The organism is Leucobacter sp. NPDC058333 (genome assembly GCF_042726155.1).
Lineage (GTDB): Bacteria > Actinomycetota > Actinomycetes > Actinomycetales > Microbacteriaceae > Leucobacter.
The window spans coordinates 247,411-263,212 of the sequence record NZ_JBHXHV010000004.1 but is presented as its reverse complement, the minus strand read 5'-3'; the positions used below and the strand labels follow the sequence as shown (position 1 = coordinate 263,212).

Here is a 15,802-nt window from a genome sequence, read left to right as displayed (position 1 = left end):
GGCCGCTGCCGTGGCGGCTGGTGGCCGCGCGCAAGATCGGGGTTGACTGGTGCTCTGTCGTCCCGTAACGTACAACCAAATGGTTTCACGATTCTCACCCCAGCAGCGCCCGGGCGTCGGCGGCCCCGACCAGTCCGGTGACTCTGACGCGCTCAGCGACGCCGAGGTGAATCGCATTTTCCGTGCGCTCGCAGACGCGACGCGGCGCGATATCGTGCGGCGCACGCTGACGGCAGCCGCGTCGATTTCAGAGCTTGCAGCCGACTACGACATGTCGTTTGCAGCTGTGCAGAAGCACGTCGCGGTGCTCGAAGCGGCCGATCTCGTCGCCCGCACCCCGCAGGGAAGGGAGCGCATCATCCGAGGCAACCCCGAGACCATCCGCCGCGCGCAGCGGCTGCTCGATCACTTTGAGCAGCTCTGGCGGGCGCGCATCGACCGACTCGACGCGTTTCTCGCCGAAGAGCCCGGCGGTGCTGCCGGGTCAGCAGACTCCCTACCCCAGTAGACCCCTTCACGAAAGGCCGAAATCATGCCCATCACCTCAGTCACCACCGACACCGAGGCATTCACCCTCGCCGTAGTCGCCGACTTCACCGTCTCAGTGCGACGCCTCTGGGACGCGTACACGGACCCGCGTCAGATCGAGCGCTTTTGGGGTCCGCCCGAGTACCCGGCAACGTTTCTGCGTCACGACGCGGCGCCGGGCGGCGTCAGCAACTACTACATGACCGGACCCGAGGGTGACCGCAGCGCCGGGTACTGGCAGTGGGTCGCGGTCGAGGCGCCGCACTCGTTTGAGGTGCGCGACGGTTTCGCGCACGACGACGGCACTCCGAACACCGACCTGCCGAGCATGCGCATGGTGTTCGAATTCACCGAGACCGCGCTCGGCTCGCGGCTCACCACGACCACCCACTTCGGCTCGCTCGAAGAGCTCGAACAGCTCAAGGCAATGGGAATGGAAGAGGGCATGCGCGCCGCGATGGGTCAGATCGACGCGGTCGTCGAGGATCTCCAGGCGTTTGCCGCTGGGCGTGCGACCGAGGTGCAGCTCATTGGTGACACGCAGGCGCGGGTGTCGCGAGTCATTCGCGGGTCGCTCGAGCAGGTCTGGCGCGCGCACACCGACCCAGAGATCATTCGGCGCTGGCAGCTCGGCCCCGACGGGTGGAGCATGCCGGTCTGCGAGTTTAGCGCTGAAGTAGGGCAGCAGTTGCGCACTGAGTGGCAGAACGACGAATCGGGTGAGCGTTTCGGATTCGCGGGCGTCGTCGTCGATCTGGCCGCCCCGTACCGGCTCGTGACGACCGAGCGCATGATTTCGCCGCAGGACCCCGAGGGCAAGGCGAGCCCCGAGACGCTGAATGAGATGACGCTGACCACCGTCGAGGACGGCACGCTGCTCGCCTACGTCATCACGTACCCCGACGCTGCAGTACGCGAGGCCGTGCTCGCAACTGGCATGGCCGACGGCATGGAGTCGAGCTACGTTCGCCTCGAGCAGGAGGTGCTCGCGGCGTAACGGCCTGCGCTCTGCGCGGCGGCGAGCGGTGCGGGCGCTCGGCGCTGCGGCGCGGGGGATGATCAGCCGTTGGGTGTGCACACCGAGTGGGACTTCTCAGGCTGAGCGACTACTCTGAGACACTGTGCCAACAGAGCTGGAACACCTTTCGACGATCGCCCTTTACTCGGCGATGATCGTCTACGCCATCGCATTCGTTTTCTACGCGGTGGACCTCGCAAACCGCAGCGGTGACGCCGCAGCGGTGCGCGCCACTGCCGACGAGGCTGCATCCGCGCAGGCCGCCGGGGGAGTGGCGACGCTCGTGCGCACGGCACCGCCCGCGCAGGCGACCGGAGGCGAGGGTAGGGTGCGACGTTCACGCTCGCTGCGCATCGGTTTCTCGCTCACCGTGCTCGCCTTCGTACTGCACCTCGGCGCGACCGTGATGCGCGGCATCGGCGCAGAGCGGGTGCCGTGGGCCAACATGTACGAGTTCGCGCTGACGGCGACGTGCGCGATCGTGCTGATTTTCTTGGTCGTGCAGTTCTTCGTTGACCTGCGGTTCCTCGGCGCGCTGATCACAGGCATGACGATCCTGTTCTTGGGCGTCACGAAGGTGAACTTTTACGTCGCAATTGTGCCGCTGCAGCCTGCGCTTGATTCGTACTGGCTCGTCATTCACATTCTCGTCGCGGTGCTCGCCGTTGGCTTCCTGACACTGTCATTCGGTCTGTCCGTGTTGCAGTTGTTGCAGCACCGGCGCGAACAGCGGGATCTCGCGGGCGGAACGCCCACCATGCGCTTCCTATCGACGTTCCCGAACGCGGTGCGGCTCGAAGATCTCTCGTACCGGCTCGCGATTATCGGCTTCGTGTTCTGGACCTTCACGCTCATCGCCGGGTCGATCTGGGCCGAGGCTGCCTGGAGTCGCTACTGGGGCTGGGACACGAAAGAGGTGTGGACCTTCGTGATCTGGGTGCTCTACGCCGGCTACATTCACGCGCGTGCTACGCGCGGCTGGCGCGGAACGCGCTCAGCGTGGTTGTCGATCATCGCCTACACGGCCGTCATCTTCAACTTCACGATCGTGAACGTGTTCTTTAAGGGCCTGCACGCCTACTCGGGCCTGTAAGCGCGGGCCTGAAAACGTGGGCGTCTGAGTATTCCGGGATGGTGCGGGTGCGCCTCAGCGCACCCGCGATCCGCGGATCTCGCCCTGGCTACTGCAGCACCTCGACGATTTCGGCGGGGTCAACGAGGCGCCCCGCAATAACGCCCAGGCGGTCTCGGTTGCCACCGGCGTCACGCAGGTGGTCGACGATCCACGACAGCTCGTCAGCCTCGCGTGCCACCAGCCAGTCGGCCTCGCCGACACCGCACGCGGCAATGACCTGAGTCGTGACCGATGGGGCGCCCGATACCTCGTCGACGAAACTGGGCCGCTCGGCAACGCCGCACACCGAGAGCCACTGCTTGGGTGCCAAAGTGGACGCTGTCGACGCGGAGGCGTCGCTTGCGGTGCCGGTCGGAACGGAGTCGACGGCGACGCCGAGCGCGCTCCAAGAGCGGATCAGGGGCTGCACGAGTGCCGAGCGTCGCAGCTGACGGAGCGACCACTGCAGATCTTCTGGCGCGCCGCCCTGCAGCCACACCAGCAGGTCGGCGTCGGAGCGCACCCCGCTGACGTCGTACCACCCGCGTACCGAGACGCCCTCATCGGCGAGTTCAAGCGAGACATCTTCAAGTTCGCGTACGAAGCCGGGAACGTCGCGGCCGTCGAGCACGACCGGGTGCGACGAACTCACGCGGAAGGTGGCAAACAGCGAGTACGTCGCAGTCGGCGTCGCTCCCTCGCTCGGTTCGGTCTGGCTAGCTACTGGGTCAATTCCGTGTTCGCTCATGCCTCCATCGTGGACGCCTGAGCTGGGAGGCACAAGGGGGTCGCGGCGCCTGCGCCGACTCTGGCGTCAGCGTCCGCCGACGATCGGAAAGCTGCCGGTCGGCGCTTCACCGTCGTCGTAGACCGTCGCGGGAGAGCCGATGATGCGCGAATCAGGTTCGCCGACTACCGCCTCGTCTTTGTCGGGATAGTCGAAGCGCGCGAGCACCCAGCGCATCGCTTCGAGCCGGGCACGTTTCTTATCGTTCGACTTCACGACCGTCCACGGAGCCTGGGGCGTGTCGGTGTAAAAGAACATCGCTTCTTTGGCCTCGGTGTAGTCGTCCCACTTGTCGAGGCTCGCGAGGTCGGTCGGCGAGAGCTTCCACTGCTTCACCGGATCTCCCGAGCGCGAAATAAACCGTTCGTGCTGCTCTGCCTTGCCCACCGAGAACCAGAATTTCACGAGGTGCACGCCCGAGTTCACGAGCATTTGCTCAAACTCGGGTGCTGACCGAGTGAACTCAAGATACTGCTGAGGCGTGCAGTAACCCATCACGCGTTCGACTCCGGCCCGGTTGTACCACGAGCGGTCGAACATGACGATCTCACCCGCTGACGGCAGATGTTGCACGTAGCGCTGAAAATACCACTGCGTTCGCTCACGCTCAGTCGGCACCTCGAGTGCGACCACGCGAGCACCGCGCGGGTTCAAGTGTTCGGTGAACCGCTTGATCGCGCCACCCTTGCCCGCGGCATCACGGCCCTCGAACAGGATCACGATCTTCTCGCCGGACTCTTTCACCCACGCCTGCAGTTTCAGGAGCTCGATCTGCAGCAGCCGTTTCTGGGACTCGTATTCTCGACGCGAGAGCTTGTGCTCGTAAGGGAATCCCTGTCTCCAAGCCGCATCCGGCCGGTTGTTTGCGGGGCGTCCGACCGCGAGCAGCTCAGCGATCTCATCGATCTCGGGCGTGACGTCGACGTCGTCTGGCCCGGCAAGTTGAAACCCTGGGGTCTCGGTCGTTGGGTCTTCGTGAACCATGTGTGGCCTTTCGCGTGGGTGGAACGCTGACAGGTCTAACGCACAAGGCGCGCGATCGCGGCCGATGCCTCCTGCAATTTGTCTGCGGCAACCTCGCCGCCCTCTGCGGCGGCGGAAGCGACGCAGTGACGCAGGTGGTCATCGAGCAGCTCGAGTGCGACCCGCTCGAGGGCCTTCGTCGCGGCCGAGACCTGCGTCAGGATATCGATGCAGTACTCATCCTCTTGCACCATGCGCTGCACGCCGCGAACCTGGCCCTCAGCGCGGCGCAGGCGCTTCAGCAGTTCGTCTTTGTGCTCGATGTAGCCGTGCGTGTGATCGGCACACGCCGCCTCTGAAACTTCGCTCATGCGAAAACTGTACCGGGATTCAGATGCCCGTTCGCGGTCGGCGCAGCAGCGCCACGACACCGCCGCCGACGATCACGAGCACGGCGACCCAGATCGCGATGTAGAGGGGGTACTCAGCGGTGTCGATGCGCTCTCCGTTGAGCATCGACGCGACAACGAGCAGGGCCGGTTCGAGGTAACTCAGGAGCCCGAAAATACTGATCGTCAGCAGTCGTGAAGCGAGAATATAGCAAATAAACGCGATGCCGGTCGCGACGGCGAACAGGGGAGCCGCCCAGATCAGAGCGGGGTTTGATGCGAGGGCGGATCCGAACATCAGCTCCCGCACCAGGGCGAATGCCGCGAACGGCGCAACCGCGAGAAATTCCCAGAACAGTCCGCCGATGTGCGCGAAGCCGAGCGCGCGGCGCAGCACAAAGTAGACGGGGTAGCCGAGCGCGACGAGCAGTGTTTCCCACGAGACGCCGCCCACGCGAATGAGCTCGAAGACGATGCCGAGCGCGGCGATGCCCGCCGCGCTCCACTGCCACCAGGTCAGGCGGTCACGGTAGAGAAACCTGCCGACGAGCACCAGCACGAGGGGCAGCAAGAAGTAGCCGAGCGCGACCTGCAGTCCGCGGCCATTGAGGGGGGCCCAGGTGAAGACCCAGAGTTGAGCCGCAACGAGCCCACCGCACACGATGATGCCGAGGAGTAGCAGCGGCTGCCGCTTGATGCGGCGGCCGATCTCGGTGACGAGGTGCCACTGTCGCACGGCGATGAGCGCGAGCGCCACAATGGGCACGGCCACCAAGATGCGCAGGCCGATGATGGCCCCCGGAGGGGCCGGTGCCATGAATGGCGTGACAAAGTAAACGCCAGCGAACAGCACCGAAGAGGCGACCGAAACGATCGCCCCTTGCGTGTCGCGGCTCAGTGAGCCGAACAATCCTTACAGATCGATGGCGCCGATGACCTCACCGTACGGCGTCTCGCCGATCGGGGTGAAGCCGATGTGCAGGAAGAAGCCCTCTGGGCCGTCTTCGCCGCGCTCCCAGAGCACCGTCACGCGCTCGACGCCGCGGCGCCTGGCCTCTTCGATGAGAGCGTTGACCGCGAAGCTGCCCACGCCAGAGCCCTGCACGTCTGCGTCGACGTTAATGCGCCACAGCGCCGCGCGAAACTCCTCTTGCGACGCCTCTGGATCAAAATTGCCGTGGATGAACCCGACTACCTGACCGTCTTGCAGCACGACACGCTGCCATGCGGTGTGCGCCGGCGTGACGGCCGCGGCCGCGGCGTATGACACCGGCGTGACGAACTGCTCTTGGCCGCGCTTCAGGCCCAGCGTATTCACGGCGACGATCGTCGCTGCGGAAAGCTCTTCGAGTCTTAGTTCGGTCATGATTCCAGGCTAACGCTTCGCGGCGTCGGCGCAAGACTTCTGCGCAGGATCGTTCGCGGCGAGTGCCGCACCGACGGCCGCAGCCGGGGAACCTTCGGGGAGTGGCCGCAATCGGGCACCGATATGCAGTTCCGCGATGAAGGGCGACTCACGCGCCCACTCGTCGAGCCTGGTCGCCACGGCGTCGAAGAAGCGCGGGCCGAGCAAGCGCAGCCCGCCGCCCACGACGATGGTGTGGGGGTCGAGCAGCAGCACGAGCATGCGCAGCGCCGTCGCTGTTCCTCGCACGAGGTGTTCAAATGCCGCGCTCGCGTCGGAGTCCCCCGCGTCGATGGCGGGGAGTAGCGACCGCCCGGGGTGCTCGCCGCCGGCGGGCCAGTACGTGCGGAGCGCCGCGCCGCTCGCGGCGGTTTCGAGGCAGCCACGCTGACCGCAGGGGCAGGGACGGCCGAGCGGGTCAATCGGCAGGTGCCCGATCTCGCCCGAGACGCCACAGGCTCCGCGTTGCAGCTCACCGTCGACGACCAGGCCATTGGCCAGACCCGTGCCGAGGTTCAAATAGACAACGGTGCCGTCGAGGCCCAGGAGGTGCGCGGCGCCGAGCGCGGCGGCGTTGACATCGTTTTCGAGTGACACCGGTAGGCCGGTGCGCTCGCCGAGCCGGGCGGCGAGCGCGAGGTGTTCGATTCGCAGGTTGTACGCCAGCTGCACCTCGCCAGCATCGCGATTGATCTGCCCCGGAATACCGACGCCGACTGATGCAAAGTCGGAGACTGCGCAGCCGAGCGCTGAGGCGAGCTGTTCGACGGCGAGCTGGGCGGTGGCGAGCACTGCCGCGACCCCCGAATGTGTCGGGAGCAGCGTCGTCGCGAGCACGTCACCCGCGGCGTCGATCGCAACTGCCTCCGTCTTGGTGCCACCGATATCCATGCCGATGCGCAGGGGAGTGTTCATGAGGGGTCCTCTTCAATCAGTGTGAGGAGAGCTGAGCCGACGAGCGCGGTCGAACCGAACGTCGCGACGTCGGCGTATTCGGCCGGGCCGGGCCACCCCATTTCCACGACGAGCAGATCGCGCCCGGCCTTCCGCAGCGCGTCGATGCCGGCACGAGCGAACGCGTGGCGGTGCAGGTCACGCCCGATAATTACGCAGCCGGCATCAGAAATTTCTTCGGCTTCGGCGGCCGCATCCGCCCTCACTCGCCATGGCCGTGGCGAGTCCACGGAGACCGATGCGGTGTACGACGGGGAGAACGTCGCACAGGCCCCTCGCGAGCCAGAGAGGCGTGCGGCGGCGGGCGCGAACGGTCCCCACGGGGTGTTGCCAACGGCCTGATTCGATTCGCTTTCGACGCGCAGTACCGCGGCCTCCGGGTGCGCAGCGATCCAGGCGCGCGCCGCGTCCGAACCGCTGAAACTCGCGGCGATGCGCTCGGTCTCCGTGTGAGTGGGTGAGCTCGGATCAGCCTCTGTGAGTGCCGTGCCGAGCAGCGGCCGGGCTGCGGCGAGCGCAGCAGTGTTCGCTTCAGCCTCAAATACGCGCGCCTCCGAGAGACGTCCGCTCGCGATCGCGGTGATGACTCGCTCCTCGATGTCGCGGAGCAGTTCGGGCGACGAGCCGATACCGAGGCAGAGCAGGTCGCATCCGGCCGCGAGCGCGCGAACGACGGCCTCGGGAATGTCGATGCCATTGGTCGCGCCGCTCATGTCGAGGGCATCCGAGACGATGACTCCGGCGAATCCGAATTGTTCGCGCAGCATGCCCTGCAAAATGGTCGGGCTGAAGGTCGCGGGCTGATTCGGATCGATCTCGGGCAGCAAGATGTGCGAGGTCATGATCGCCCCGACGCCCTCGTCGATCGCCGCGGCGAACGGCGGTAGATCGCGCTGTGCGATCACCGCTGCGGTGTCAGCGACGATGGGGAGATCGAGGTGGGAATCGAGAGTGGTCGCGCCGTGGCCCGGGAAGTGCTTCGCGCACGCGGTTGCGCCCGCGCGCTGCACGCCCCGCACCCAAGCTGCGACGTGACGGGATACCAGTTCGGGATCCGCGCCAAAACTGCGTGTGCCGATCACCGGATTGCGCGGATCGCTGTTGACGTCGGCAACGGGGCCGAGCGCCAGGTCGAAACCGACACCCAACAGACTGCGCGCCACGCGCGCTCCGACTCGTTCGGTGTACGCGGGATCATCGATGCGGCCGAGCACGGCTGCGCTCGGGTAGGGGGATCCCTCGCGGTAGTGCAGGCGTGTGACCTCTCCGCCCTCCTCATCTATTGCGAGGATCAGTTCGGGGTTCGCGGCACGCAGGGCAGCGCCGAGCTGGGTGAGTTGTGTGCGATCCTGCACATTGTCACCGTAGATACAGAAGGACCGCACACCCTGCTCAATCGCAGCGAAGACCCACTCGGGTGCTTCGAGACCCGTGAAGCCGGGCATGAGCGTCGCTCGGATAGCCCGTCTGAGCTCGCTCATCCCTTGACCGCTCCGCTCACCAGGCCGCTCGTCATGCGGCCCTGGACAAAGAGGAAGAAGATGATGACCGGCACCGCGACGAGTGTCGAGGCCGCCATCACCTCGCCCCAATCAATTGCGCGGGAGGCCGACTGCTGAATGAAGCCGCGTAGCCACAGAGGGAGCGTTTGCGTGCTCGAATCTTGCAGCAGTACGAGCGCAACGGTGAATTCATTCCACGCTTGCAAGAAGGCGTAGACGCCGCTCGCCACGAGCCCCGGTGCGAGGAGCGGGAAGGTGATGCGGAGGAACGCCTGGGTGCGGCTAAGCCCGTCGACCATTGCAGCCTCTTCGAGGTCCGCGGGGATGCCCGCGACGAAGCCGCGCAGCATCCAGATGGTGAAGGGCACGACGGCAGCGATGTAGATCACGCTCACCCCGATGACGGAGTTCAGTAGGTTCAGCGAGCCCATCAGCTTGTACTGTGCGATGAACATGCCCTCGGCGGGCAGCATCTGGATGAAGAGCACCGCGAGCACGAAGCTGCGCCGCCCGCGGAAACGGAAGCGACTGATGGCCAGCGCTGCGAGGAAGGCGAAAAGCAGGCAGCACACGACCGCGATCCCGGCGACCAACAGACTCACACCGAGCGAGCGCACAAATGAGCCGTCGGCGAGTACCGAGCCGAAGTTGCGGAAAGATCCGCCGATGGGCAGGAGCCGCGGGGTCGACTGATCGAGCACGACGCTGGGGAGCAGGGAAGAATTGAGCATCCAGTACACGGGGAAGACCCAGAAGATCGCGACGATGATCGCGATGATCGACAGGAGGAGCTTCCGCACGCCGCGCGGACGAAATCTCCCGCGCGATCGAATCAGTTCGACCGGTGCAGTCATGGTGACGGTCGTCGGACCCTGAGACGCGGCCCGGGTCTGGGGTTGGTGCATAGCGGTCATGCTTCCTCATCCTCCTTCAGGAGATTGCGCACGTAGGCCCAGCTGAGTGCGATCGTGAGCAGCAGCACAAAGATCGACATTGCGCTCGCCATAGCGAAATCGCTTGAGCCGATGCCGAGCTGATAAATGTAGGTGCCGAGCACGTCGGTCTGACTGGCGATCGAACCGCGATCCTGCAGCAGCTTGACCTGCGTGAAGACGCGCAGATCCCAGATGATCTGCAGCAGCATCACGATGCCGAGCACTGGTTTGATCAGCGGCACGATGATGTAGCGGAACCGCTGCCACGGGTTCGCGCCATCCATCTGCGCTGCCTCGAGTACCTCGCCAGAGACCTGAGTGAGTCCGGCGTAAATGGAGAATGCGACGAACGGCATGCTCATCCACACCACGATGATGAGCGCGACCAGAAAGAACGTGAGGGGTTCCTGCAGCCAGTTGTGATTCTGGGCAGGGATGCCGATCGACGTCAGTAGCCAATTGACGAGACCCCGTCGCCAGTCGAAGATCCAGTTCCAGATCGTCATTGCGGCGACCACGGGGGTGGCCCAAGCGAGCAGCAGTGCGATCTGTAGCGCGATGCGCACACCGGCAGGCACGACCTGCATCAGCAGTGCGACCGCGATGCCGATCACCATGGTGACGGCCGCCGTCACGAGACAGAAGGCGACGGATCGCGCCACGACGAGCCAGGTTGTCGGGTTGGTGAACAGTGTGACGTAGTTGTCGAACCACACCCACTCCGGCGCCTGGCCGAACTGCTGAGCGAGGCCGAAGTGCTGCATCGATGTGATCACCTGCCAGATGATCGGGTAGCCGAGCGCCAGCAGCACGACGAGTGTCGCCGGGAGCAGCAGAGCATAGGGAGTGATGCGGAAGCGACGACGCTTCGGGGTCACGACGGTGCGGCTCATGTCGCGCCTTTCTGAAGAACGATGCCGGATTGCGGCTGGGGTGCGCGACGAGCGCGCGCCCCAGCCGGGGTCCGATGACTACTGCGTGGTGCGTGGTGCGTGGTGCGTGTTTCGTGGGGCGTGTGCTCGCGCAGTTACTTCAGATTGAGGAGCGCGTCGAGCTTCTTGTTCGTGTCAACAGCGAGGCCCTCAAGGTCTTCGGTATCGCGGATCTTGGAGAAGAACTCCTCCATGACACTCTTCGCCTCGACCGCAGCCCAGCCTGGAGCGGCGGGGGTCAACTTCGAGTTCGAGGCCGACTCAACGAGCGCCTTCGCGAACTGATCGTCGCCGAGCGATGACGCGTACTGCTGGTTCGCCGGGCCGAGGCCGTTCTCGCCGAGCATCGTCTGGTACTCCTCGGAGAAGATGATGCGCAGCAGCTCCTTCGAGAGCTCCGGCTCCTTCGACTTCGCGGAGATGCCGATGTTCGAGCCGCCCGCGAAGATCGGGGCCGGTGTGCCGTCGGTGCCGGGGAGCACGAAGGTACCGAACACATCGTCGTTCCACTCGCGGGCGGGCTCGCCGTCCTCGCCCTCGACGAGATCGCCGATCGACCAGTGCGCCCAGCCCGGGGCCATGATCGTCGCTGCAGAGAGCGACAGATCGCCGCTGACGTTGCCGGCTTCGTCCTTGACCTGATCGGAGTCGTTCAGGTACTGGTACTGATTCGCGTCCTTCGCGTCGTTGGGGGCGTTCGAAGCGGTGCGGTAGATCTGCTGGAGCTGCTTCATGCCCTCGAGCGATTCGGGGGAGTCGAGCGTCGCCTTCCACTTACCATCGTCTTGCAACTCGGCGATTTCGCCGCCGTTCGCGAAGATCCACGAGATGCCATCGCGCCAGTCCTGGCCGCCGAGATAGAACCCGGAGAACCCGTCGATGCCCTTCGGATTCTTCTCGGTGATCGTCTTGACCGCAGCGTTGAACTCGTCGAGCGTCTTCGGTACCTCGACACCGGCCGCCGACCACACGTCTTTGCGATAGAACATGTAGCGCGAGCCGAAGTAGTAGGGAAGCGTGTAGTTCGCGCCGTCGACCGCGCCGACCTCGACGAACGACGGGATGAGGTCATCGCCGCCCAGTTCGTCATACATGTCGCTGATGTCGAGGAACGCACCAACGTTCGTGAACGTCGGCGACTGCGTGTTGCCGATCTCGGTCACGTCGGGCGTATTGTTCGCATCCGGAAGCGAGGTCGTGAGCTTCGTGACGACGTCGCCCCAGCCCTGCTCCTCGATCTTCAGCGTCGCGCCGGTGCGATCGTTGAATTCCGTGGTGAGGTAGTCGCGCAGTTCATCGGGGGTATCGCTGCCGACCAGCCACAGGGTGACCGTCTTTCCCTCGCCGTCGGTGGGGCTCGCCGAAGATCCCTGGCTGCAACCGGTGAACAGGAGAGCGGAAGCCATGGCCGCTGCGGCGAGGCCAGTGAGCTTTCTCTTCATGGTGGTTTCCTTTCAGTGTGCCCGACGTGGGCGGTGGATGTCGGTGGTGGTGCGGAGTGTGTGTTGCCGTGTGGCCGGGTGCTACACGACGCCGAGCTGGGCGTGCAGCACGATCGCGACCGCGCCGCGCAAGATCAGGTCGTCGCCCTGCATCGACGTGCGAATGATGAGATCGTTGTGCGAATCAGGCATCGTGCGCCTGCGCAGAATTTCAAGTGTCGCTTCGGCGAGCGTGCCCTCGATGAGTTCGAGCGGCCCGGCGAGTACGACCTCAGCGAGGTTCAAGACGCCGACGACGGGTGCGAGCGCGATGCCGAGCCGGTAGCCGGCCTCACGCAGTACACGCTCGCGGGCATCATCCTTATCGGATTCGGCCGCTAGTGCGGCGTTCAGCGACGGCACGGACAGCCAGTGCTCAAGCACTTGTTCGCGGGCGTACGGGGCCTCGAGCCCGAGGTCGGTGCCGACCATGACCTGCCCGATCTCGCCGGAGGCGAAGCGCGTGCCTGTGACGGGTCGGCCGCCGATGATCAGGCCCGATCCGACACCGTGCCCGATCGTGATCACGATGAAATCGTCGCTCGAATCACCGAAGCTCGACTCCGCAAGCGCGGCGAGGTTCGCGTCGTTCGCGACGACGGTCGGTAGGCCAGTGCGCTCGCCGAGCTGGCGCTGCAGGTCGACCTGTTCCCAGCCGAGATTCGCCGCCGTGCGTACGGTACCGGCGTCATCGACGACGCCGGGGGTGCCGACCCCGAGCCCAATGAGCGGAACGGTCGTGCGCGACGCGAGGTCGAGCGCGAGCGAGATGGCAAGTTCGACGGCGACGTCGCCCATCGCGCCGTCGAGCGGAGCGCTCGCGCGGTCGATGACGTGCCCGGTGAGATCGAGCAGTGCGCCGCGGAAGACGCGGTGGTCGCTGAGGTCGAGCGCGATCACTGCGAACGCGTCGCGGGCGAGATCGACGAGGATCGCCGGCTTGCCTGGGCGCTGCGACTCTTGCAGGCCGAGTTCGCGAAGCAGCCCGTCCGCGATGAGCTCGCCCACCAGGCCAGAGACGGTGACCTTTGTGAGGCCGGTTGCGCGAGCAAGGTCGGCGCGGCTCATCGCGCCGACCGAGTAGAGGGTCTGCAGCACCAGCGTGCGGTTGTGGAGCTTCGCGTCACCGGGGGTCGCGCCCTGCCCGCTTCGCGTGAGGCGCGCGCCGAACGCCGCCGAGTTCGGCAGGGGTGGGAGTGCGCCGGAATTGAATCCGGGGTGCGACATTGCAACCGTCATGAGAGTTAGTAAAGCTAACGAACTAATTAAAAGCAACCCCTGCGCGTAAAAGTTCGCCCCCGTAACCGAACCGTGACCGCGCGCGCTCGCCTTGCGCGCTCGCCCGCTCGCCCGCTCGTGCTCGCCGCGCCCGCCCGCCTCCCCCCGTGAACACGAGGGTCTCAACCGAGCGCGAGGGAATTCTCGCCCATTTTCCCCTCGTTCTCGGCGCCAACACTCGTGCTCAGCGGGGTGAGGCCGCGGTCCGGGTGAGGCCGCGGTCGGGGGAGCGCGGCGCAGGCACACGCAACTGTGGTCGCAAATGATCCGATCAGCTGGGTGAAGGGATCATTTGCGACCACAGAAAAGCGCACAGGCGCAGAAAGAGCGAGCGCGAAGAGCGCGCAGAGCGCGAAGCGCACGAAGGGTGCGAAGGGCGCAGAAGGCGCGAGAGCGCGAGCGCGGAAGAGCGCGGGGCTCGGGGAGTAGCCCGCCCCCCGCCCGACTACGAGATGCGGGAGCCCGACTCCGCGTCGAAGACGTGGATGCGCTCGGCGATCGGCACGAGCACGACAGTGTCGCCCGCCGTGGGGTGCGTGCGGCCGTCAACGCGGGCGACCACGGTCGCGCCTTCAACGCCCTCGACACCCGCGGACACGATGCGCCCGTAAAGGTAGCCATCCGCGCCGAGTTCCTCAACCAGGTCGACCTCGACGGTCAGCCCGGGCTCGCCGGGAGCCGCGAGCGACATGTCCTCAGGGCGAATGCCGAGCGTCACCCCGCTACCGGTAGCCCGCTCGCGCACGGCGGCTGCGATGGGAACGGTCAGCGATCCTGCCTGTGCGTCTTCTCCGACGAGTGTCGCGGGCAGCAGGTTCATCGCGGGGGAGCCAATGAAGCCCGCCACGAAGACGTTGACCGGCGCACCGTAGAGGTCACGGGGCGTGCCAACCTGCTGCAGCACGCCGTCCTTGAGTACCGCGATGCGGTCGCCCATCGTGAGCGCCTCGGTCTGGTCGTGCGTGACGTAGACCGTGGTAATTCCGAGTCGGCGCTGCAGTGACGCAATCTGAGTGCGGGTCTGCACGCGCAGCTTGGCGTCAAGGTTCGACAGCGGCTCATCCATGAGGAATACCTGCGGCTGACGCACAATCGCGCGACCCATCGCCACGCGCTGCCGTTGACCGCCCGAGAGCGCCTTCGGCTTGCGGTCGAGGTACTCCTCGAGGTCGAGCATGCGCGCGGCCTCACGCACCCGCTCCTCGCGCTCCGCCTTCGGGGTGCCCGCGATCTTCAGGGCAAAGCCCATGTTTTCGCCGACCGTCATGTGCGGATACAGCGCATAATTCTGGAACACCATCGCGATATCGCGATCTTTCGGCGGGGTGTCGGTGACATCGCGATCCCCGATCAAAATGCGCCCGCCATCGATCTCCTCGAGCCCCGCGAGCATGCGCAGCGTCGTCGACTTGCCGCAGCCAGAGGGGCCGACGAGCACGAGAAATTCGCCGTCTTCGATGTCGAGTTCGAGTCCGTCAACCGACGGCCGCGTGGCCCCGGGATAGACGCGGGAGACCTGTTCAAACGTCACTGTTGCCATGATTTCCTCCACCGGCAGGTACGTGCCGGACGATCCGTTGTGAAGTCGACAGCCTCTCGGCTGCCGGTTGTCCGTCGTTGGACGGGGCCAGCGTAGCACGCACGTTCTGGCGGGCGAGAGCCTCGTCAGCTTCGGGCGAGAAACCGGAACCGGTCGCCACGGAAGCGCGAGCGCGTGAATTCGAGCGGCACTCCGGTGCCGGATCGGGCCGTGCGTGTGATCAGCAACAGCGGTTGCCCCACCGCGATGCCGAGCCGCGCAGAGTCGTCTGGGTCGGCGAGTCCGGTGCCGATCTCGTCTTCTGCCGAGGCCAGTACGACGTCGTACGCGTCGCGCAGGGTGGCGTACAGCGAGCCGCGACTCGCGAGTTCGCCCGCCAAGCCGGGGTAGGTGCCCGGCAGATGCGCGACCTCGTGAGCCAGGGCCTCGCCATCGCTCGTGCGCACGCGCTCGACGCGGGTGACTGCGGAGCCCGAATCGAGTTCCAGCCCCGCCGCGACCTCGGCGCGAGCCGCAGAATCGCCCGAGACCTCAGCGCCCACAACGATTTCGCGCACCTCGAGTACGACGCTGTCGAGGGTGGTCCCGGTGAGATCCTCACTCAGCGATGTGAGAGATCGCACGTGAATCACGGGCGGCTGCGCGACGAAGGTGCCGCGCCCGTGCGCCCGCACGATGCGGCCCTCGTGCACGAGCTCGGAGAGCGCCTGCCGAATCGTGGTGCGCGAGGTGTCGAACCGGCTCGCCAATTCGCGCTCGGTCGGCATCGGGTCGCCGGGTTTCGCATCGGCAATGCTCGCGAGGATGCGGAGCTTCTGCGTGTAGTACTTCGGCGTGCTCGTCATGGTTCCTAGGGGCTTGCCGCGCTTGACAGTCGGGGATCGTGGACCTAGCTTAAAGGGAGAATATTGGTCTAGTCCTTTCGCGATCGCGGGCGGGCGCTGCTGCGATTGCTCCGACATCGGAGCGCGCACGG

The 15,802-nt window shown here is 65.7% G+C and carries 16 protein-coding genes; 3 read left to right on the top strand and 13 right to left on the bottom strand.

What is annotated here, in order from left to right:
- Positions 1 to 79 precede the first annotated feature (79 nt).
- The 3 genes from ACFWHR_RS14035 to ccsB all read left to right on the top strand — a co-directional run bounded on the left by ACFWHR_RS14035 (position 80) and on the right by ccsB (position 2,639).
- Positions 80 to 508 (top strand): ArsR/SmtB family transcription factor, encoded by a 429-nt coding sequence (locus ACFWHR_RS14035; protein ID WP_382448934.1) that lies wholly within the window; start codon positions 80 to 82, stop codon positions 506 to 508.
- 24 nt (positions 509 to 532) lie between these two features.
- Positions 533 to 1,525, top strand: coding sequence for an SRPBCC domain-containing protein (locus ACFWHR_RS14030; RefSeq protein WP_382448933.1), 993 nt, complete (start codon positions 533 to 535; stop codon positions 1,523 to 1,525).
- A 172-nt stretch (positions 1,526 to 1,697) separates the two neighbouring features.
- Positions 1,698 to 2,639, top strand: coding sequence for a c-type cytochrome biogenesis protein CcsB (gene ccsB / locus ACFWHR_RS14025; RefSeq protein ID WP_382449186.1), 942 nt, complete (start codon positions 1,698 to 1,700; stop codon positions 2,637 to 2,639).
- 88 nt (positions 2,640 to 2,727) lie between these two features.
- Here ccsB and ACFWHR_RS14020 read toward each other — a convergent pair whose 3' ends face one another.
- The 13 genes from ACFWHR_RS14020 to ACFWHR_RS13960 form a co-directional block, all read right to left on the bottom strand.
- A complete protein-coding gene (locus tag ACFWHR_RS14020) occupies positions 2,728 to 3,408 on the bottom strand; it encodes a chlorite dismutase family protein (protein WP_382448932.1) in 681 nt (226 codons plus the stop codon).
- 66 nt (positions 3,409 to 3,474) lie between these two features.
- Positions 3,475 to 4,431, bottom strand: a complete 957-nt coding sequence (ppk2, locus tag ACFWHR_RS14015; RefSeq protein ID WP_382448931.1) for a polyphosphate kinase 2 — start codon at positions 4,429 to 4,431, stop codon at positions 3,475 to 3,477.
- A 35-nt stretch (positions 4,432 to 4,466) separates the two neighbouring features.
- Complete coding sequence (locus tag ACFWHR_RS14010; RefSeq protein ID WP_382448930.1) at positions 4,467 to 4,781, bottom strand: metal-sensitive transcriptional regulator; 315 nt, start codon at positions 4,779 to 4,781, stop codon at positions 4,467 to 4,469.
- Positions 4,782 to 4,800: 19 nt separating this feature from the next.
- Entirely contained in the window at positions 4,801 to 5,709 is a 909-nt protein-coding gene (gene rarD / locus ACFWHR_RS14005) for an EamA family transporter RarD (protein ID WP_382448929.1), read from the bottom strand.
- Positions 5,710 to 5,712: 3 nt separating this feature from the next.
- The gene (locus tag ACFWHR_RS14000) at positions 5,713 to 6,165 is read right to left on the bottom strand and encodes a GNAT family N-acetyltransferase (protein ID WP_382448928.1); all 453 of its coding nucleotides are present in this window, start codon (positions 6,163 to 6,165) and stop codon (positions 5,713 to 5,715) included.
- Positions 6,166 to 6,174: 9 nt separating this feature from the next.
- The gene (locus ACFWHR_RS13995) at positions 6,175 to 7,119 is read right to left on the bottom strand and encodes an ROK family protein (RefSeq protein ID WP_382448927.1); all 945 of its coding nucleotides are present in this window, start codon (positions 7,117 to 7,119) and stop codon (positions 6,175 to 6,177) included.
- Entirely contained in the window at positions 7,116 to 8,639 is a 1,524-nt protein-coding gene (locus tag ACFWHR_RS13990; RefSeq protein ID WP_382448926.1) for a glycoside hydrolase family 3 protein, read from the bottom strand. Before ACFWHR_RS13990 ends, ACFWHR_RS13995 begins: the two co-directional genes overlap by 4 nt.
- A complete protein-coding gene (locus ACFWHR_RS13985; RefSeq protein ID WP_382449185.1) occupies positions 8,636 to 9,565 on the bottom strand; it encodes a carbohydrate ABC transporter permease in 930 nt (309 codons plus the stop codon). The genes ACFWHR_RS13990 and ACFWHR_RS13985 overlap by 4 nt, the downstream gene beginning before the upstream one ends.
- A gap of 5 nt (positions 9,566 to 9,570) precedes the next feature.
- Positions 9,571 to 10,488 (bottom strand): carbohydrate ABC transporter permease, encoded by a 918-nt coding sequence (locus ACFWHR_RS13980; protein ID WP_382448925.1) that lies wholly within the window; start codon positions 10,486 to 10,488, stop codon positions 9,571 to 9,573.
- A 134-nt stretch (positions 10,489 to 10,622) separates the two neighbouring features.
- Entirely contained in the window at positions 10,623 to 11,969 is a 1,347-nt protein-coding gene (locus tag ACFWHR_RS13975; RefSeq protein ID WP_382448924.1) for an extracellular solute-binding protein, read from the bottom strand.
- A gap of 81 nt (positions 11,970 to 12,050) precedes the next feature.
- Complete coding sequence (locus ACFWHR_RS13970; RefSeq protein WP_382448923.1) at positions 12,051 to 13,247, bottom strand: ROK family protein; 1,197 nt, start codon at positions 13,245 to 13,247, stop codon at positions 12,051 to 12,053.
- Between the two features lie 484 nt (positions 13,248 to 13,731).
- A complete protein-coding gene (locus tag ACFWHR_RS13965) occupies positions 13,732 to 14,826 on the bottom strand; it encodes an ABC transporter ATP-binding protein (protein ID WP_382448922.1) in 1,095 nt (364 codons plus the stop codon).
- Between the two features lie 125 nt (positions 14,827 to 14,951).
- The gene (locus tag ACFWHR_RS13960; protein ID WP_382448921.1) at positions 14,952 to 15,671 is read right to left on the bottom strand and encodes a GntR family transcriptional regulator; all 720 of its coding nucleotides are present in this window, start codon (positions 15,669 to 15,671) and stop codon (positions 14,952 to 14,954) included.
- Positions 15,672 to 15,802: the final 131 nt, after the last annotated feature.

What these genes read in the sequence shown, in the direction of transcription:
- ACFWHR_RS13980 (WP_382448925.1), bottom strand. Translation starts at nt 10,488, where the DNA reads ATGAGCCGCACCGTCGTGACCCCGAAGCGTCGTCGCTTCCGCATCACT.
- ACFWHR_RS13970 (WP_382448923.1), bottom strand. Translation starts at nt 13,247, where the DNA reads ATGACGGTTGCAATGTCGCACCCCGGATTCAATTCCGGCGCACTCCCA.
- ACFWHR_RS13990 (WP_382448926.1), bottom strand. Translation starts at nt 8,639, where the DNA reads ATGAGCGAGCTCAGACGGGCTATCCGAGCGACGCTCATGCCCGGCTTC.
- ACFWHR_RS14010 (WP_382448930.1), bottom strand. Translation starts at nt 4,781, where the DNA reads ATGAGCGAAGTTTCAGAGGCGGCGTGTGCCGATCACACGCACGGCTAC.
- ACFWHR_RS14035 (WP_382448934.1), top strand. Translation starts at nt 80, where the DNA reads ATGGTTTCACGATTCTCACCCCAGCAGCGCCCGGGCGTCGGCGGCCCC.
- ccsB (WP_382449186.1), top strand. Translation starts at nt 1,698, where the DNA reads ATGATCGTCTACGCCATCGCATTCGTTTTCTACGCGGTGGACCTCGCA.
- ACFWHR_RS14000 (WP_382448928.1), bottom strand. Translation starts at nt 6,165, where the DNA reads ATGACCGAACTAAGACTCGAAGAGCTTTCCGCAGCGACGATCGTCGCC.
- ACFWHR_RS13960 (WP_382448921.1), bottom strand. Translation starts at nt 15,671, where the DNA reads ATGACGAGCACGCCGAAGTACTACACGCAGAAGCTCCGCATCCTCGCG.
- ACFWHR_RS13975 (WP_382448924.1), bottom strand. Translation starts at nt 11,969, where the DNA reads ATGAAGAGAAAGCTCACTGGCCTCGCCGCAGCGGCCATGGCTTCCGCT.
- ACFWHR_RS13995 (WP_382448927.1), bottom strand. Translation starts at nt 7,119, where the DNA reads ATGAACACTCCCCTGCGCATCGGCATGGATATCGGTGGCACCAAGACG.
- ACFWHR_RS13985 (WP_382449185.1), bottom strand. Translation starts at nt 9,565, where the DNA reads ATGCACCAACCCCAGACCCGGGCCGCGTCTCAGGGTCCGACGACCGTC.
- ACFWHR_RS14030 (WP_382448933.1), top strand. Translation starts at nt 533, where the DNA reads ATGCCCATCACCTCAGTCACCACCGACACCGAGGCATTCACCCTCGCC.
- ppk2 (WP_382448931.1), bottom strand. Translation starts at nt 4,431, where the DNA reads ATGGTTCACGAAGACCCAACGACCGAGACCCCAGGGTTTCAACTTGCC.
- ACFWHR_RS14020 (WP_382448932.1), bottom strand. Translation starts at nt 3,408, where the DNA reads ATGAGCGAACACGGAATTGACCCAGTAGCTAGCCAGACCGAACCGAGC.
- ACFWHR_RS13965 (WP_382448922.1), bottom strand. Translation starts at nt 14,826, where the DNA reads ATGGCAACAGTGACGTTTGAACAGGTCTCCCGCGTCTATCCCGGGGCC.